The sequence below is a fragment of the Actinoplanes octamycinicus genome (assembly GCF_014205225.1).
In the GTDB taxonomy this organism is placed as follows: domain Bacteria; phylum Actinomycetota; class Actinomycetes; order Mycobacteriales; family Micromonosporaceae; genus Actinoplanes; species Actinoplanes octamycinicus.
In genome coordinates this window covers 7569320-7585337 of sequence record NZ_JACHNB010000001.1, presented here as the reverse complement: position 1 = coordinate 7585337, position 16018 = coordinate 7569320, and the positions used below count along the sequence as shown (strand labels likewise).

Sequence of the window (16018 nt, the reverse complement as noted above, 5' to 3'; positions counted from 1 at the left end):
CGATCCGGGCGTCGGGGTTGGACAGCCGGCACCGGCCGGCCGCTCCTAGTCCAGGCCGGGCACGGTGGCGCGTAGGTCGGCGTCGTCGAGGGAGGCGGCCGGTGTTCCCTCGGCCAGCGCGCGGTGCAGCCGGGCCTGGATCGCTGCGGTGTTCGGCGTCGGCACCCCGTGCAGGCGGCCGAGCAGCACGATCTCGCCGTCCAGGAAGTCGGTCTCGGGCAGCGTCGCGCGGGTGACGCTCTGCCGGGTGGAGTTGCCGGCCCTCGCGTAGCCGGGGATGTCGACGGCGTCGAACCCGGTGTGGTCCGGGGTGGCCGGGACGATTCCGGCGGCCGCGTAGACCGTCGCGGCCTCGGCTCTCAGGCTCGCCAGCACGGCGTCCCGCAGCGTGCTCGGCCGGTAGAGCGCGTCGAGCGTGTTGACCAGGTTGCCGAGCAGCTTGGCGGCCTTGTGCGCGGTGATGTCCGGGACCACGTGCACGGTGATGCCGCCCGGCCGCAGTCCGGCCGCGACCCGCTCGGTCAGCGCGTCGGCGCCGGCCGGGTAGCGGCCGAGGAAGAGGACCGCCGGGACCGGCACGGCGTGATTGACCACTTCGCCGGGCACCACGAAGGTCGCCGGGATCCACACCACGCCGCCGATCACGTGCGCGAACGAGCGCAGCGCGGTGCGCTCGTTGTCCAGCCCGTTCTGCAGGGTGACCAGGGGCAGGTCGGTGGCGGCGACGCCGGTGCCGCCGTCGGCGCGCTTGACCGGCTGCCAGGCCCAGTCGCGGACCGCCGCGGCGGTGTCCGGCGTCTTGGTGGCCAGCACCAGCACGTCGGTCCCGGTGAGCTCCACCTCGTCCGGCCCGGCCACCACCGGGATGCGCAGCCGGTGTGTGCCGTCCGGGCGGACGTAGGTGAGGCCGTGCTCGCGCAGGGCGGCGAGCTGGGCGCCGCGGGCGACCAGCACGGTGTCGGCCCCAGCGCGGTGCAGCTCGGCGGCGATCGACGCGCCGACCGCTCCCGCGCCGATCACGACGATGCGAGAGTGACCTGAATCACCGATCGGTGCAGTAGGAAATGCCGCTGAATTCATGCAGGTCAGCATGGCTCCCCGAAAAGGATTTTGTCCAGAGCTCGAGGATGGACAGGTGATCCAAAAACCTATTAGATTGGTGGGTGTAATAGGGTTTACGCACCGGAAGGCCGCCGCATGACCCTCGCCTCCGAGGACACCGTTCTGACCTGGACCGAGCCGGACTCCCTCCCGCCACGCGGCACGCTGATCGTCCTGCCCGGGCGCGGCGAGTCGCCGCGGGTCTACGAGCGCTTCGGGCGCCGGCTCGCCGCCGACGCGTACCGGGTGCACGCCGTCACCGCGCCCAGCGACGACCCGGTCCGCAGCCGGGAGCAGCTGACCGCGCTGCTGGCCGGCGCCGAGCCTGCGACACCGCGGATCGTGGTCGGCTCGGACGCCGGCGCCGCGTTCGCCGCCAGCCTGGCCGCGACCCGCCGCCTGCCCCGCGCCTCCGCGCTGATCCTCGCCGGCCTGCCCGCCTCGCCGCAGGCCGCGCCGCACCGCGACTGGGCGGCCGAACTGGACGCCCGGTCCGCCTGCCCGGCCCACCGCCGGCGGATCAGCGACGACGGCGTCCGGCCCGGCGAGCTCTTCACCGACCTGCCCGCCGACTGGTTCCATCCGGACGACCCCGGCGAGATCACCGTGCCGGTCCTCGGCCTGCACGGCGAGCGGGACCCGATCAGCCCGCTCGAGGGCATCCGCCGGTGGTACGCCACGGTGCCTCGCGCCGACCTGCTGAGCATCGCCGGCGCCCCACACGACGTGCTCAACGACCAGACCCACCGGACCGTCGCCGCGTCCATCGTGCTGTTCCTGGAGCGGCTCCGCGCCGGCGCCCCGATCGCCCGACCCGAGCGGAAGAACGCGTGAGCCTCGCGCTGCCCGACCTGCGCCGCAGGTCCGCGCTGGCCACCCAGTTCGCCGGCGCCCGGGCCAACCCCGGCGCCGCCGCGGTGGCCACCGTGGCCGGGCTGGTCAACGGGTCCACCATGGTGGCCGGCGCGTCCGCGATCGCCTGGGCCACCGACCACCTGGTCGTCCCGGCGCTCTCCGGTGAGCCGGTGCCGGCGAGCGCCTGGTGGCTCAGCGCGTTGTTCGTGCTCGGCGTCTCGGCCGCCCGCTGGCTGACCATCCTGATCCGCGGGGTCAGCACCGGCCGGGTGCAGTACCGCGCGCAGGCCGAGACCCGGCGCGCCGTCGTGCACCGCTACCTCCGGCTGCACCCGGACTGGCACCGGGAGCGCTCGCCCGGCCGGCTGCTCGCGCACGCCGGCGGCGACGTGGACGCGCTCTGGTCGCCGATGCAGTTCGCCTACTTCGCCGTGGGCATGGTGTTCATGCTGCTGCTCGCGCTCACCGAGCTGTTCCGCCAAGCGCTCGGCCTCGGCCTGGTCGGGCTGGCCCTGGTGGTGCTGGTGCTCGCGCTGAACGTGACCTACCAGCGGCTGCTGGCGCCGCGGGCCCGGGACGCGCAGGCCGCCCGCGGGGTGGTCAGCGGGGTCGCGCACGAGTCGATCGAGGGCGGCCCGGTGGTCCGCAGCCTGGGGCTGGTCGAGCGGGAGGACGCCCGGTTCGCGCCCGGGGTGGAGCGGCTGCGCGAGGCGGACCTGCGGATGGCCGCGGTCAGCTCGGTCTTCGACCCGCTGCTGGAGCTGCTGCCGACCGCCGCTGTCCTGGTGGTGCTGGCCTTCGGGGCGCCGCGGGTGCAGCAGGGCACGCTCAGCGTCGGCGCGCTGGTCGGCGTGGTCTACCTGCTGATCACGATCGCCATCCCGCTGAACGTGATCAGCCGGTTCCTGTCCATGCTGCCGATGTCCGCGGCCGGGCGGGAGCGGGTTCAGGGGGTGCTGGGCAGTGCTCACCTCGTACCGGAAGGGAGTCTCGATCTCAGCGGATCGCGACCGATGCGGGTCGACCTGCGCGGCGCCGGCGTCAGCCGGCAGGGCCGCCAGCTGGTCGCGGACCTCGACCTGGTGCTCGAACCGGGCACCGTGACCGTGGTGGTCGGCCCGGTCGGCGCCGGCAAGACCACGCTGCTCGACCTGGCCGGCGGGCAGATCCACGCGGACACCGGGAGCGTGCTGCTGGACGGCGTCGACGTGCGCGAGCTGGCCGGGCGCGCGGTGCCGGCGCACGTGGCGACGGTGTCGCAGAGCCCGTTCTTGTTCGCCGAGTCGATCCGGGACAACCTGGTGCTGGACGGCCGCCATCGCGACGACGAGCTGTGGGCCGCGCTGCGCCGGGCGGCCGCCGACGAGATCGTGCGCGGGCTGCCGGACGGGCTGGACACCGTGGTCGGCGAGCGCGGCGCCACCCTCTCCGGCGGGCAGCGGCAGCGGATCTGCCTGGCCCGGGCGCTGCTGCGGCGGCCGCGGCTGCTGATCCTGGACGACTTCACCTCGGCGCTGGACGCCCGGGTGGAGCAGCAGGTGCTGGCCGGGCTCGCCGCGGAACCCGGCCCGACGGTCCTGATCAGCACCAGCCGGCCGGGTCCGCGCACGCTGGCCGACCGAACGGTGATGCTTCACGAGGGGCGGATCTCCGATGTCCACTGAGCTGCTGACCGACCTGAGCGGGAGCCGGCCACGGCGGCTGATCGCCGTCGCCGTCCGGGAGTCCCCGCAGCTGCGGCAGGGTCTGCTCGCGACCGGGCTGCTCGCGCTGCTGGCCGGCGCCGGCCGGATCATCGCGCCGCTCACCGTGCAGCACGTGATCGACGCCGGGCTGGCGCCGGGCACGGTCGGCCCGGCCGTCGCGGTCGGGGTCGGCGCGGTGCTGCTCGCCGGCATCTCGTCGTTGCTGCTCAACCGCCGTCTGCAGGGCAAGGTCGAGGCGGCGCTGGCCGGGCTGCGCCGCGACGGGCTGCGCCGGGTGCACGACATGGCCGCCGCCACCGCCGACCGGGTGCCCAGCGCCGACCTGGTCAGCCGGCTGACCGGCGACCTGGACCAGGTCACCACGTTCCTGCAGGGCGGCGGCATCCAGTTCCTGACCAACGCCGCCCAGCTGCTGATCGCGACCGGCATCCTGCTGGTCTACGGCTGGCAGCTGGCGGTGCCGGTGCTGCTGATCACCGCGGTGCTGATCGCGGCGATGACCCGGACCCAGCGGATCATCGCGCGCCGGTTCGACCGGGCCCGCCGCGACCTGTCGGCGATGCAGAGCGCGGTGGCCGAGTCGGTGACCGGCGGCCCGCTGATCCGCTCGACCGGCACCCAGGAACGCACCCGGCGCAAGCTGGACCGGGCGGTCGACCGGGCCCGGGACAGCCTGATCGGCACGCTGGTGCCGCTGCACGGGAACGCGTCGCTGGGCGAGCTGGCGATCTCCACGATGACGGTGACCGTGCTGCTCGGCGGGGTGTGGTGGGGCGGCTTCACGGCCGGGCAGGTGGTGGCCATGGTGTTCCTGGTGACGTTCTTCGTGCGGCCGTTGCAGTTCGTGGTGCAGAGCCTGGGGGAGGCGCAGAACGCGTTGACCGGGTGGCGTCGGGCGCTGGAGCTGGTCTCCACCCCGCCGGAGCGGGCTTCCGGTGGTGTCGCCCTGCCGCCCGGCCCGATCAGCGTCGACCTGGCGGATGTCTCCGCTCGTTATCCCGGCGGGCCGCTGGTGCTGCACGACGTGTCGGTGCGGATCACGGCGGGCGAGCATGTCGCGGTGGTGGGGCGGACCGGGTCGGGGAAGTCGACCTTCGCCAAGCTGCTGACGCGTCGGGTGACGGCAGCTTCCGGCACGATCCGGTTGTCCGGGGTTCTGCTGGACTCCGTGGGCGACCTGGCCGGCCGAGTGGTGATCGTCCCGCAGGATCCGTTCCTCTTCGATGGGACGATCAAGGACAACATTCTTGTCGGTACGCCGGAAGCCTCCGAGGCCGACGCGCAGCGCATCGTCGACCGGCTCGGCCTGCGCGACTGGCTGGCCACCCTGCCGGCCGGGCTGGACACCCCGGTCGGTGTCCGCGGCCAGCGCCTCTCGATCGGCGAACGCCAGCTGGTCGCCCTGGCCCGCACCGCCCTGGCCGACCCGGACCTGGTCATCTTCGACGAGTCCACCTCGGGCGTCGACCAGCAGACCGACGCCGCCGTGCAGCGCGCCCTGACCGAGCTGACCCGCGGCCGCACCACCATCTCGATCGCCCACCGCATCCCGACCGCCGAGGCCGCCGACCGCATCCTGGTCTTCGCCGACGGCCGCCTCGCCCAGACCGGCCCGCACGATCTCCTCCGGTCCGAGCCGGGCCCGTACGCCGGCCTGGTCGCCGCCTGGCACACCACGACGCCGTCCACCCCCGAGCCGGTCGGCCCGCGCACCGTGGACGCCTGACTCCGCGAGACGAGCAGTCCCGGGTGGGTCAGCCCGGCCGCAAGAGCGGCGAGTTCCGCCCCGCCGGTTCTCCCCGGCTGCCCCAGAGCCCGGCCGCGGCGGGCAGGCCGGGCGCCCCCACCCCCGGACCGGGGCAGAAGCTCGTCAAGGTCACTCACGGGAGCGCGGTAGACCAGCGGCACCCGACGTTAGGCGAGGTCGAGCAGGTGCAGGTCGCCGCTGCGGACCATCCAGTCGTCCCAGTAGCCGAGGCGGCCGCAGGCGACGCAGCGGCTGCTGACGGCGAGCGCCCGGATGCCGTCCCCGCCCTCGTAGAGCGAGAAGGCCACGGCGAGCTCGAAGTCCTCCTCGTCGCTGTCACCGTCGCACTCGCAGACCATGATGCCGGCCTTGCTGTCGTCCCAGTAGTCGCCGCTGTCCGCGATGAAGTGCTCCCGGCCGCATCCACGGCACAGGCGCTTCGCCGTGTTCTCCTCCGGGTCGCCGTGCAGGCCGAAGACGCGGCCGCCGCATGACGCGCACTGACACAGCCGGACCTCGTGCACCTCATAGCCCGCGGCGCCTTCGGCTTTCGCGTACGCAAGAAGGTCTTGGATGTCCTGACCGATCTTCCACCCGGGCATCGGGGTCATCGGATCTCGGCCAGGACGGTCATGGCTTCGCGCTCGCGCAGGGCGAGGTCGGCGAGAATCTTCGAGGCCTGGGCCAGGTGCGCGGGGTCGGCGGTCTCGCCGGCGACGGTGAGGTGCGTCGCGACCTCGGTCCACAGCGGAGCGATCTCGGTGTAGAGCTGATGACCGCGGCGCAGGCTGTCGTCGTCGATCAGGGTGGCGGCCTCGGCGAGGAAGTCGCGATACACGGCGCGGAACAGGCTGCCGCCGGTGCCGCCGCGTTCCATCAGCGAGGCGGCCAGCGGCAGGTCCCGGCCCGGGTCGGCGGACCGGGCCAGCCACTTCTTGACCTGCGTGGCGGCCTTGGCGATGCCGCGGTGGCCGAGGTTGGCGATCGGCGGGTTGAGGAAGGTCTCGGCGTTGCCGCGGATCGCCTGCCGGATCGCGGCGGCCAGGTCGGGCGGGCCCGGCGGGGTGGCGATCGTGAACGAGAGGTTCCGCGCGGTCATCGGGCCGCGCTCGGACCGGGCCAGCGCCAGGCTGGTCAGCGACGTGGTGACGGCGCCACCCTGCTGGGCGGTGTCGATCAGGTACGCCCGGGTGTCGTCGTAGCCGTACATCGCGACGACGTGCCCGCCGAAGTGAACCTTCGTGGTGAAGTAGTCCAGGTGGTAGCAGTCGAGCTGCAACCCGACCGGCTGTCCGGCGTCCAGCGCGTCGGTGACCGCGCGCCAGGCCCGGCCGGCCGATGCGGTCTCGGTGACGCGCAGGTCCAGGCCCAGATGCCCGGCGAGGGTGCGGGTGACCATCATCGGTTTGGACCGGCCGCCGAGGAACGGGAAGTCCATCGTCTTGGCGTCCCAGTAGACGAAGCCGAGCCCCTCGCCGAGCCCGAACATCATCGGCTCGGACAGCTCCAGCCCGGCGTGGCCGAGCAGCGCGCCGAGCGCGGTGGTCTCGCAGTGCAGCCCGCCGGGGAACGCCACCCGCTCCAGGATCATCGTCAGTCCATCCGCATCGGTGACAGGGAGTGCCACGTTACCGGCAGGTCGCGCATCAGGAAGGCGCTGTCCGGCTCGGCCGGGATCCGGTCGAAGAAGGTCGAGTGCACCTCGGTCAGCTCGACCGCCTCGACGGCCCAGGTCTCGCTGTGCAGCCGCATGCCGTCGAGGGCGCGGCCGGCGCTGGTCGGGGAGTAGCCGGCGCAGCCGCGCCGGAAGAAGTCGGACGCCTGGCCGAGGTCGTCGAAGAGCTTGCTGCCCGGCCAGCCGCCGGTGATCCGCACGTGGCTGCGGACCGCCCCGGTGCCGTCCGTGCTGCGGAACGCCACTCGCAGCTCGCGGTCGTCCTCGTCGACGTCGAAGCGGGCCCGGTGGTGCTCGCCGGGGAAGAGCCGGCCACCGGCGAGCGTGGTCGCCCACGAGTCGGTGTCCCGGCGCGGGATGTAGACCCCGCTCGCCACGCCGTCCGGGGTGTCCCACTCGACGGCGACGCGGTGCGCGGCGTTCTCGGTGCGCATGCCGACCGCGGCGGGCAACGGCTGCGGGCGCAGCCGGCCGAGCCGGATCAGGCAGATGCCGGCCACCGCGTGCCCGTTGATCAGCTGCGGGCGCATCCCGGCCGGCAGCAGCCGGGCGACCGCGTCCGGGTCGGTGCGGTAGTTGATCAGCAGGCGGCGCTCGATGACGCCGGACATCGTAGGGGTTCTCACGGCTGGGCCTTCTTCCTGCGGTGCCGCACGACGATCTGATCCGGGCAGACGGCGGAGAGGAACTGCCCGACGCAGAGCGCCAGCCGCTCCGGGACCAGCGCGTAGTAGATCCGGTTCGCCTCGCGGCGCTCCCGGATCAGACCGGCCGAGCGCAGCACGCCGAGGTGACGCGAGATGGACGGGCCGCTGATCGGGAAGCGGTCGGCGATCTCGCCGGCGGTCAGCTCGCCGTCGCGGAGATCCTCGAGGATCTGCCGGCGGGTCGGGTCGGCCAGCGCGCGGAACACGCCTGCGTCTTGATCCATGCCGAGGTTTATAGCAGTTTAGCTAAATAGCTAGCAAGCGAGGGACGGTGATCCGGATAGGATCGCGGACATGACCGTGGTGGCCGAGCAGTTCGCCGAGCTGCGGCCCGAGCTGGTCGGGTACTGCTACCGGATGCTGGGTTCGGCGTTCGAGGCCGACGACGCCGCGCAGGAGACGATGCTGCGGGCGTGGCGGCGCGCCGACAGCTTCGAGGGCCGCTCCAGTGTGCGTACCTGGATCTATCGGATCGCGACCAACGTCTGCCTGGACCTGTTGCGCGAGCGCGGCCGGCGCGCGGTCCCGATCGATCTCGGACCGGCCTCGCCGGTCGAGGCCTTCTCCCCGGCCGAGCCGGCCGACCAGCTGTGGCTGACCCCGCTGCCCACCGACCCGGGTGACGTGGTCGCCGACCGGGACACCATCCGGCTCGCCTTCGTCGCCGCGCTGCAGCACCTGCCGGCCCGGCAGCGCGCCGTGCTGATCCTGCGCGACGTGCTCGCCTGGCCGGCCGCCGACGTCGCGGCCCTGCTGGAGGCCAGCACCGGCGCGGTCAACGCGATGCTGCAGCGGGCCCGGACCACCCTGGCCGGCCGCGGCGTGTCCGACAGCGCCCTCAGCGGCGACGAGAAAGCGCTGGTCGCCCGCTATGCGGACGCCTTCCAGCGGTACGACGTGGACACTCTCGTCACGCTGCTGCACCAGGACGCGGTGCAGACGATGCCGCCGATCGCCGCCTGGATCCGGGGCGCCGCCGAGATCGGCCGCTTCCTGCTCGGCCCGGGGCACGAGTGCCGTGACTCCCGGCTGGTGCCGGTCACCGGGAACGGGATGCCCGGGCACGGCCACTACCGCCGGCACGGCGACCGCTGGCTGCCCTGGTCGATCCAGCTGATCGAGGTGCGCGGCGACCGGATCGCCGGGCTGCACACCTTCCTGGACACCCGGCTGTTCCCGGTTTTCGGCCTGCCGACCGTATTAAATCCGTCGGCGGGAACGTCCAACCGGTATGACGACGAACAACAACCTTCCGGAGATCGTGTCCCGCGATGAGTGGACGGCCGCCCGCCGCGCGCTGCTGACCAGCGAGAAGGAGGCGGTGCGGGCGAAGGACGCACTCAACACCCGGCGCCGTGAGCTGCCGATGGTACGGATCGAGAAGGAGTACACCTTCGACGGGCCGGACGGTCCGCGCACCCTGGGCGAGCTGTTCGACGGGCGGCGGCAGCTGATCCTGCAGCACTTCATGTTCGACCCGGCGTGGGAGGACGGTTGCTGCAGCTGCACGGCCGCGGTCGACGAGCTCAACGACGGGCTGCTCCGGCACCTGGCGGCGCGCGACACCTCGTACGCCGTGGTGGCCCGCGCCCCGCTCGCCAAGCTGGAGGCCTACCGGGCGAAGCGGGGCTGGTCGATCCCGCTGTACTCGTCCTTCGGCTCGGACTTCAACTACGACTTCCACGTCACGCTGGACGCCTCGGTGGCCCCGATCGAGTTCAACTACCGCACCGCGGACGAACTGCGCGCGGCCGGGATGGACTGGATGCTCGACCCGGCCAACATGCCGATGGAGCAGCCCGGGATGAGCTGCTTCCTGCGCGACGGCGAGGCGATTTTCCACACCTATGCGACGTTCGCCCGGGGCACCGAGCAGACCGGCGGGTCGTACGGGTTCCTGGACATGACCGCGCTCGGCCGGCAGGAGGACTGGGAGGAGCCGAAGGGTCGCTCCGGCGCCACCCGGGGCGCCGTCCCGTCGTTCGACTGACAGTCGGAAGCGACACACCACAAAAGTGCGCCAAAACTTGATCGATTCCAGAAAACGGGTCTAAGGTCTTCGGCATGACGGCCGACTTCGGGGCACAGCTTCGGGCGGTTTCGTTGCGCGTGACCCGACCGCGTCTGGCGGTGCTCACCGCGCTGCGCGATCACCCGCACGTCGACACCGACGGGGTGATCGCGCTGGTGCGCGCTGATCACCCCACGGTGTCCCACCAGGCGGTTTACGATGTGCTGCGTGCGCTCACCAGCAGCGGGCTGGTGCGTCGCATCCAGCCCGCCGGTGCGACCGCCCGCTACGAGTTGCGGGTGAGGGACAACCACCACCACGTCGTGTGCCGCTCCTGCGGCGCGATCGCCGACGTCGACTGCGCGGTCGGTCACGCCCCCTGTCTCACTGCCTCGGACGACCACGGATTCGTCGTCGACGAGGCGGAAGTCGTCTATTGGGGCACCTGCCCCGACTGCGTGACCCGTTCGGAAGGAATCTCATGAGCGACATCCAAGACCCCAAGGCAACCGGTGGTTGTCCGGTCGCCCACGACTCGGTGACGGCGAGCGGGAGCGAGAGCGAGAACCCCGCGATCGACTCGCCGAAGCCGAAGACCGGCGGCCGCCCGCACACCAACCGCGACTGGTGGCCGAACCAGCTCGACCTGTCGGTGCTGCACGCCCACTCGTCGAAGGGCAACCCGCTCGGCCCGGACTTCAGCTACGCCAAGGAGTTCGAGAAGCTCGACGTCGAGGCGCTCAAGCGGGACATCACCGAGGTGCTGACCACCTCGCAGGACTGGTGGCCGGCCGACTTCGGGCACTACGGCGGCCTGATGATCCGGATGAGCTGGCACGCCGCCGGCACCTACCGGATCCAGGACGGCCGCGGCGGCGCCGGCGACGGCGGGCAGCGGTTCGCCCCGCTGAACAGCTGGCCGGACAACGCGAACCTGGACAAGGCGCGCCGCCTGCTCTGGCCGGTCAAGCAGAAGTACGGTCAGAAGATCTCCTGGGCCGACCTGCTGGTGCTGGCCGGCAACGTGGCCCTGGAGTCGATGGGCTTCAAGACCTTCGGCTTCGGCTTCGGCCGGGAGGACGTCTGGGAGCCGGAGGAGATCTTCTGGGGCCCGGAGGACACCTGGCTGGCCGGCCGCTACGAGTCCGAGAAGACCATGCTCGAGGGCGTCGGCGCCACCGAGATGGGCCTGATCTACGTCAACCCGGAGGGTCCGGGTGGCAACGCCGACCCGGCCGCCGCCGCGCACTTCATCCGGGAGACGTTCGCCCGGATGGCGATGAACGACGAGGAAACCGTCGCGCTGATCGCCGGCGGCCACACCTTCGGCAAGACGCACGGCGCCGCCCCGGCCGACGCGCACGTCGGCCCGGAGCCGGAGGGCGCCCCGATCGAGGCGCAGGGCCTCGGCTGGCTGAGCACCCACGGCAGCGGCAAGGCCGGTGACACCATCACCAGCGGCCTCGAGGTCACCTGGACCGACAAGCCGACGCAGTGGAGCAACCGCTTCTTCGAGATCCTCTTCGGGTACGAGTGGGAGCTGACCACCAGCCCCGCCGGTGCCAAGCAGTGGGTCGCCAAGACCAGCGACGAGATCATCCCGGACCCGTTCGACCCGGCGAAGAAGCACCGCCCGACGATGCTGACGACCGACCTGTCGCTGCGCGTGGACCCGGCGTACGAGAAGATCTCCCGTCGTTTCCTGGAGAACCCGGACGAGTTCGCCCTCGCCTTCGCCAAGGCCTGGTACAAGCTGCTGCACCGCGACATGGGCCCGGTCGACCGCTTCCTCGGCCCGTGGGTGCCGGAGGCGCAGCTGTGGCAGGACCCGGTCCCGGCGGTCGACCACCCGCTGGTCGGCGAGACCGAGATCGCCGCGCTCAAAGAGAAGGTGCTCTCCTCCGGCCTGAGCACCACGCAGCTGGTGCAGGCCGCGTGGGCGTCGGCGGCCAGCTACCGGTCGACCGACAAGCGCGGTGGCGCCAACGGCGCCCGGATCCGGCTGGAGCCGCAGCGCAGCTGGGAGGTCAACCAGGGCGTCGGTGACGTGATCGCCAAGCTGGAGACCATCCAGCAGGAGTTCAACGCGTCGTCGGCCTCCGCCAAGATCTCGCTCGCCGACCTCATCGTGCTGGCCGGCTCGGCCGCGGTGGAGAAGGCGGCCCGCGACGGCGGCGTCGAGGTGACCGTGGCGTTCCGCCCGGGCCGCACCGACGCGACCCAGGAGCAGACCGACGTCGAGTCGTTCGCGGTCCTCGAGCCGCGCGGCGACGGCTTCCGCAACTACCTGCGGCCGGGCGAGAAGACCCAGCCGGAGGTGCTCCTGGTCGACCGGGCGTACATGCTGAACCTGACCGCCCCGGAGATGACCGTGCTGGTCGGCGGCCTGCGCGCGCTCGGCAACAACGTCGGCGGCAGCGCTCACGGCGTGCTCACCGACAAGCCCGGCGTGCTCACCAACGACTTCTTCGCCAACCTGCTCTCCCCGGGCACCCGCTGGCAGGCGTCCGAGTCCCAGGAGCACGTCTACGAGATCCGTGACCTCGCCACCGACCAGGTCAAGTACACCGCCACCGCGGTCGACCTGATCTTCGGCTCGAACTCGCAGCTGCGGGCCCTGGCCGAGGTCTACGCGAGCACCGACGCCCGGGAGAAGTTCGTCAAGGACTTCGCCGCGGCCTGGACGAAGGTCATGGAGCTGGACCGCTTCGACCTCGCCTGATCCGTCCCACCGACGAGCCCGGCCACCTCGGCCGGGCTCGTCGCCTTTGGCGTCCGGTCCGCTTCGGGCGCGGTCCGACCAGTTTCCGGTACGACTAGCGCGCCGCGCCCCACAGCAACGCCTCCGTGAGCCGCGCGCCGGCCGGTCCCGCACCCAGCGACACCACCAGCCAGGACTGGTCGGCGAACCAGAGCACCACGCGCGGCAGCCGGTCGACCGGCGGCGCCGGGCTGGCCGCCACCGCGCCCGCAGCGCACTCGAACACCGCGGACACCGGCCCGGTGAAGGCCCGGGGCGCCGGCTGCCGGAAGAGCGCCTCGCCCACCTCCACAGTGGCCTTGACCAGGTCCAGGAACGCCGACACGGGGCCGGCCGGCGGTCGCGGGCCCGGCTCGGCGAAGACCACCAGACGCTGATCGGTCAGCGCGGCCCACGCCGGCGAATCTCTCCTCAACGCCTCCAGCAGGTGCCCCGCCCCGCTGCCCGGAACGCCGCAGAAGGTGCGTCCGTACTTGCGGAGCGCCCGGTCCTTCTCGATGGCCCGCTGCCCCCGGCTGTCGTCCGGTGGCTCGCCCAGCGCCACCGACAGCAGCGCGTATCCGAGCCCGTCCGCGCGTGCCACTTGGCCGAAGCCGGCGAACGGGTTCATCGCGCTGAGCCGGTCACCGGCGGTCGGCGGCGCCTCGTCCAGGCCGGGCGACCGCAGGATCCGGCTGTGCTCGCGCAGCCGCTCGCCCGGCCGCAGCGCCGCCCGGATCGCGTCGCCGGCCCGGCGGTGGTCGTCGTCCATCCGGTCGTCCCTCCCCATGGTGCGCGGCAACCCTAACCGTTGCCGGGACGGAGTGACCGCGATACGTTCCACGTATCGACAAGTGTCTTTGTCTGGGGGTCTTGTGATGGACAACCACGTCAGCCGTCGCACGCTGCTGGCCGCCGGTCTCGCCCTGCCGGCCGCGGGCCTGCCGGGCACCTCGGTGCGGTTCACCCTCAACGCGGAGACCCTGGACGGCGGCGAGCAGGTCACCTCGCTCACCCTGGACACCGCCCGGCTCGGCCGGATCGTCCCGGACAGCCTCACCGCGGACACCTTCACCGTGCATGCCAAGGCCACCAGCCCGATCCCGCTCGCCCCCGGCGACCAGATCTACAGCGAGTACGACCTGGACCGCCCGGTCATCTCGGCCCGCCTCGACCGGCACGGCGCCATCGTCCTGCAGCTCAGCTCCGCGGAGGGCCAGGTCGGCGGTGGCACCCTCGGCTACATCGCGAGCAGGGGCCGCAACGTCCGGCTCGACCTGGTCTACACGATCACCCAGAACGCCCCACTGCTCACCCGCGGCGGCGGCCGGGTCACCGTCGACCGCTTCGTGCAGGGCCCGCTGGTCAACCCCGAAGTGGACGCGTTCAGCCACCACGTCTCGGCGAGCGGCATGAAGTACCGGCTCTCCTCGCCGCGGGACCGGCGCAGCCGCCGGCCGCTGGTGGTCTGGCTGCACGGCGGGGGAGAGGGCGCCTCGCTGCCGGACGGTTACTACGACAACGAGACCACCCTGCGCGCCAACCGCGGCGCCCTCGGCTTCGCCACCCCGGAAGCCCAGCGGGTCTTCGCCGGCGCCCACGTCGTCGTCCCGCAGAGCACGTCCTACTGGATGGAGGACGGCGACCGCTTCGCCCCGCTGATCCTGGAGATCATCCGCGAGGTGATCCGCCACCGGAACGTCGACATCGACCGGATCCACGTCGCGGGCTGCAGCAACGGCGGCTACATGAGCCTCAAGCTGACCACCGTCTACCCGTCCCTCTTCGCCACCTCGGTCCCGATCTGCGGCGTCGTCCAGTCCCTGATCCCCGACGCCGCCCTGTCCCGGATCACCACCCCGACCTGGCTGGTCACCTCCCTCGACGACGACACCGTCAACCCCCAGGCCAACACCGTCCACGCCCACGACCTCATCCCGCGCTCGTTGATGACGCTCTACGACCACGTGATCTGGAACGGTCACCAGTTCCCGGGGCACTGGTCCTGGATCTACGTCGCCCGCAACGACCCAGCCACCCGAGGCAAGCACATCTGGCAGTGGATGTCCCACCACCGCCGCTGACCCGACCCGCCCAATCCTCCCGGTCGGCCAGCACCCTCCGGGCCCGTCGCGCACCCTCCGAATCCGTCGCGCACCCTCCGGGCCCGTCGCGCACCCTCCGAATCCGTCGCGCACTCTCGGTTCCGCTGCGGACTCTCCGGGCCGCCGGCACTCTCCGGGCCCGCACCCCCCGGTCCGCCCGCACCCTCCTGTTTCGCTCGGGCCCTCTCCTTCGAATCGGATGCATTCCGTTATGTCGGATTAATAAATTTCCGAACTGATACTCCGTGTTCCGACAGTTCATTCCGTTTCGCCCGAGCGCTTTCGGGCGGCTAGTCCCCTCCCAGTTGGCCCGCGCCTTCCTGGTCCAGTGCCTCGCCGGTCCGCGAGCGCTTTCCTGATCCGTCCGCGCCCTCCTGGTCCGCCGCGCCCTCCGGGTGTGCCCGCGCCCTCCGGGACCGCTTGCATCCTCCCGGTCCGCCCGCATCTCAGGCCGCTTCCGCAAGCAGCCCGGTTCCGGTACGACAGAGCCCGCCCGTGGCAGCCTTACGCCCGGTCTCCGCCCATACGCAAAAGCGCCCGTGGCCTGCCACTTCCCAGTCCCCGCCCACCCAAGGGGGAGCCTCCCCGAAGACAGTGTGGCGTCGGATTGGGTTCGCGGCGGATTGGATTGTGGATGACGCGCTGATGTGGATGACGCGCCGCGAAGCGGCAGTGACCGCCGTGAATTGTTCAGCAGAGTCACTCCTGGCTGCCAGCTGCGGCCGCGCGTCGCGACGCACGTTGCGGTCGTGGGCGGGCTGCGGCCTTGCGGCCGGCCGGTGCGCCCACACGACGCGCGTTGCGCTCGTGGGTCGTCTGCGGCGTCGCGGTTGGCGGGTCGGCGCGACGCGCGTTGCGGTCATTCGGCGAGCGGGCCCGCATGACACGCGTTGCGGTCTTGGGTGGCGCGGGCATCGCGGGCCGGCTGCCACGGGGCTTCCAGTCGTACCCGAGAAGGATCCGTGACCGCAATGAGCGGCATCGCGGCAGCGGGGATGGTTGTCGCCCTCGATCGTCAGCCGTCGGGCCGGCGATCTCTCACCTCGCCGAGATTCGGGTGAACAGCCACCAGCGTGGCTCCCGGCTGCCGCCCAGCGCCCCGGTCAGCCGGCGCAGGCCCGCGGTGCGGAAGTCGTAGATCAGGATGTGGGCGCCGACCCGGCGCAGGGACGCGGCGGCCGCCTCCGGGTCCGGCCACTCGTGGGCGCTCAGCGTCGACACCACCAGGTCGACGCTGTTGTCGGGCAGGGGCAGGTCGGCCACGTCGCCGGTCAGGAAGCGGAACCGCCCGGCTTCCGGCCGAGCTCCAATGAGGATCAGGTGTTACCTTGGCTCGCGCGGAGAGCGCTCCCACACGGTTGAGCGGGGGAT

Annotated in this window: 15 protein-coding genes; 8 read left to right on the top strand and 7 right to left on the bottom strand. The window is 72.3% G+C overall.

Annotated features, from left to right (window positions below; translation table 11 throughout):
- Positions 1 to 45 precede the first annotated feature (45 nt).
- On the bottom strand, positions 46 to 1020 hold the full coding sequence (locus BJY16_RS34230; RefSeq protein WP_185043688.1) for a ketopantoate reductase family protein: 975 nt from the start codon (positions 1018 to 1020) through the stop codon (positions 46 to 48).
- Between the two features lie 177 nt (positions 1021 to 1197).
- Here BJY16_RS34230 and BJY16_RS34225 point away from each other — a divergent pair, with 177 nt between their 5' ends.
- The 3 genes from BJY16_RS34225 to BJY16_RS34215 are packed head-to-tail and all read left to right on the top strand — an operon-like array spanning position 1198 to position 5388.
- Positions 1198 to 1935: an alpha/beta hydrolase gene (locus tag BJY16_RS34225; RefSeq protein ID WP_185043687.1), complete on the top strand. Its 738-nt coding sequence runs from the start codon at positions 1198 to 1200 to the stop codon at positions 1933 to 1935.
- Positions 1932 to 3620 (top strand): ATP-binding cassette domain-containing protein, encoded by a 1689-nt coding sequence (locus BJY16_RS34220; RefSeq protein ID WP_185043686.1) that lies wholly within the window; start codon positions 1932 to 1934, stop codon positions 3618 to 3620. The genes BJY16_RS34225 and BJY16_RS34220 overlap by 4 nt, the downstream gene beginning before the upstream one ends.
- Positions 3610 to 5388 carry an ABC transporter ATP-binding protein gene (locus BJY16_RS34215; RefSeq protein WP_185043685.1) on the top strand — a complete coding sequence of 593 codons (1779 nt, stop codon included), beginning with the start codon at positions 3610 to 3612 and terminating at the stop codon, positions 5386 to 5388. Before BJY16_RS34220 ends, BJY16_RS34215 begins: the two co-directional genes overlap by 11 nt.
- A gap of 188 nt (positions 5389 to 5576) precedes the next feature.
- On the opposite strand, the gene BJY16_RS34210 is transcribed toward BJY16_RS34215, so the two are convergent.
- From BJY16_RS34210 to BJY16_RS34195, 4 genes are read right to left on the bottom strand one after another with little or no spacing between them, the layout of a single operon-like run.
- Complete coding sequence (locus BJY16_RS34210; RefSeq protein ID WP_221502064.1) at positions 5577 to 6020, bottom strand: hypothetical protein; 444 nt, start codon at positions 6018 to 6020, stop codon at positions 5577 to 5579.
- Positions 6017 to 7000, bottom strand: coding sequence for a BtrH N-terminal domain-containing protein (locus BJY16_RS34205; protein WP_185043683.1), 984 nt, complete (start codon positions 6998 to 7000; stop codon positions 6017 to 6019). The genes BJY16_RS34210 and BJY16_RS34205 overlap by 4 nt, the downstream gene beginning before the upstream one ends.
- A gap of 2 nt (positions 7001 to 7002) precedes the next feature.
- A complete protein-coding gene (locus BJY16_RS34200) occupies positions 7003 to 7710 on the bottom strand; it encodes a DUF2071 domain-containing protein (RefSeq protein ID WP_203759198.1) in 708 nt (235 codons plus the stop codon).
- Positions 7707 to 8015 (bottom strand): metalloregulator ArsR/SmtB family transcription factor, encoded by a 309-nt coding sequence (locus tag BJY16_RS34195; RefSeq protein WP_185043682.1) that lies wholly within the window; start codon positions 8013 to 8015, stop codon positions 7707 to 7709. The genes BJY16_RS34200 and BJY16_RS34195 overlap by 4 nt, the downstream gene beginning before the upstream one ends.
- 61 nt (positions 8016 to 8076) lie before the next feature.
- Between BJY16_RS34195 and BJY16_RS34190 the strand changes: the two genes are divergently transcribed.
- From BJY16_RS34190 to katG, 4 genes are all read left to right on the top strand, one after another.
- Entirely contained in the window at positions 8077 to 9066 is a 990-nt protein-coding gene (locus tag BJY16_RS34190; RefSeq protein WP_275408098.1) for a sigma-70 family RNA polymerase sigma factor, read from the top strand.
- Positions 9023 to 9781, top strand: coding sequence for a DUF899 domain-containing protein (locus BJY16_RS34185; protein WP_185043680.1), 759 nt, complete (start codon positions 9023 to 9025; stop codon positions 9779 to 9781). The genes BJY16_RS34190 and BJY16_RS34185 overlap by 44 nt, the downstream gene beginning before the upstream one ends.
- 74 nt (positions 9782 to 9855) lie before the next feature.
- A complete protein-coding gene (locus BJY16_RS34180) occupies positions 9856 to 10287 on the top strand; it encodes a Fur family transcriptional regulator (protein WP_185043679.1) in 432 nt (143 codons plus the stop codon).
- Positions 10284 to 12524: a catalase/peroxidase HPI gene (gene katG / locus BJY16_RS34175; protein ID WP_185043678.1), complete on the top strand. Its 2241-nt coding sequence runs from the start codon at positions 10284 to 10286 to the stop codon at positions 12522 to 12524. The genes BJY16_RS34180 and katG overlap by 4 nt, the downstream gene beginning before the upstream one ends.
- A gap of 94 nt (positions 12525 to 12618) precedes the next feature.
- Here katG and BJY16_RS34170 read toward each other — a convergent pair whose 3' ends face one another.
- Entirely contained in the window at positions 12619 to 13314 is a 696-nt protein-coding gene (locus BJY16_RS34170; protein ID WP_185043677.1) for a hypothetical protein, read from the bottom strand.
- Positions 13315 to 13420: 106 nt separating this feature from the next.
- Between BJY16_RS34170 and BJY16_RS34165 the strand changes: the two genes are divergently transcribed.
- The gene (locus BJY16_RS34165; RefSeq protein ID WP_185043676.1) at positions 13421 to 14626 is read left to right on the top strand and encodes a prolyl oligopeptidase family serine peptidase; all 1206 of its coding nucleotides are present in this window, start codon (positions 13421 to 13423) and stop codon (positions 14624 to 14626) included.
- Between the two features lie 1059 nt (positions 14627 to 15685).
- Here the strand turns inward: BJY16_RS34165 and BJY16_RS34160 are convergent.
- Positions 15686 to 15922 (bottom strand): class I SAM-dependent methyltransferase, encoded by a 237-nt coding sequence (locus BJY16_RS34160; protein WP_345492827.1) that lies wholly within the window; start codon positions 15920 to 15922, stop codon positions 15686 to 15688.
- Positions 15923 to 16018 lie beyond the last annotated feature (96 nt).

What these genes read in the sequence shown, in the direction of transcription:
- BJY16_RS34225 (WP_185043687.1), top strand. Translation starts at nt 1,198, where the DNA reads ATGACCCTCGCCTCCGAGGACACCGTTCTGACCTGGACCGAGCCGGAC.
- BJY16_RS34215 (WP_185043685.1), top strand. Translation starts at nt 3,610, where the DNA reads ATGTCCACTGAGCTGCTGACCGACCTGAGCGGGAGCCGGCCACGGCGG.
- BJY16_RS34210 (WP_221502064.1), bottom strand. Translation starts at nt 6,020, where the DNA reads ATGACCCCGATGCCCGGGTGGAAGATCGGTCAGGACATCCAAGACCTT.
- BJY16_RS34205 (WP_185043683.1), bottom strand. Translation starts at nt 7,000, where the DNA reads ATGATCCTGGAGCGGGTGGCGTTCCCCGGCGGGCTGCACTGCGAGACC.
- BJY16_RS34195 (WP_185043682.1), bottom strand. Translation starts at nt 8,015, where the DNA reads ATGGATCAAGACGCAGGCGTGTTCCGCGCGCTGGCCGACCCGACCCGC.
- BJY16_RS34185 (WP_185043680.1), top strand. Translation starts at nt 9,023, where the DNA reads ATGACGACGAACAACAACCTTCCGGAGATCGTGTCCCGCGATGAGTGG.
- BJY16_RS34180 (WP_185043679.1), top strand. Translation starts at nt 9,856, where the DNA reads ATGACGGCCGACTTCGGGGCACAGCTTCGGGCGGTTTCGTTGCGCGTG.
- katG (WP_185043678.1), top strand. Translation starts at nt 10,284, where the DNA reads ATGAGCGACATCCAAGACCCCAAGGCAACCGGTGGTTGTCCGGTCGCC.
- BJY16_RS34170 (WP_185043677.1), bottom strand. Translation starts at nt 13,314, where the DNA reads ATGGACGACGACCACCGCCGGGCCGGCGACGCGATCCGGGCGGCGCTG.
- BJY16_RS34165 (WP_185043676.1), top strand. Translation starts at nt 13,421, where the DNA reads ATGGACAACCACGTCAGCCGTCGCACGCTGCTGGCCGCCGGTCTCGCC.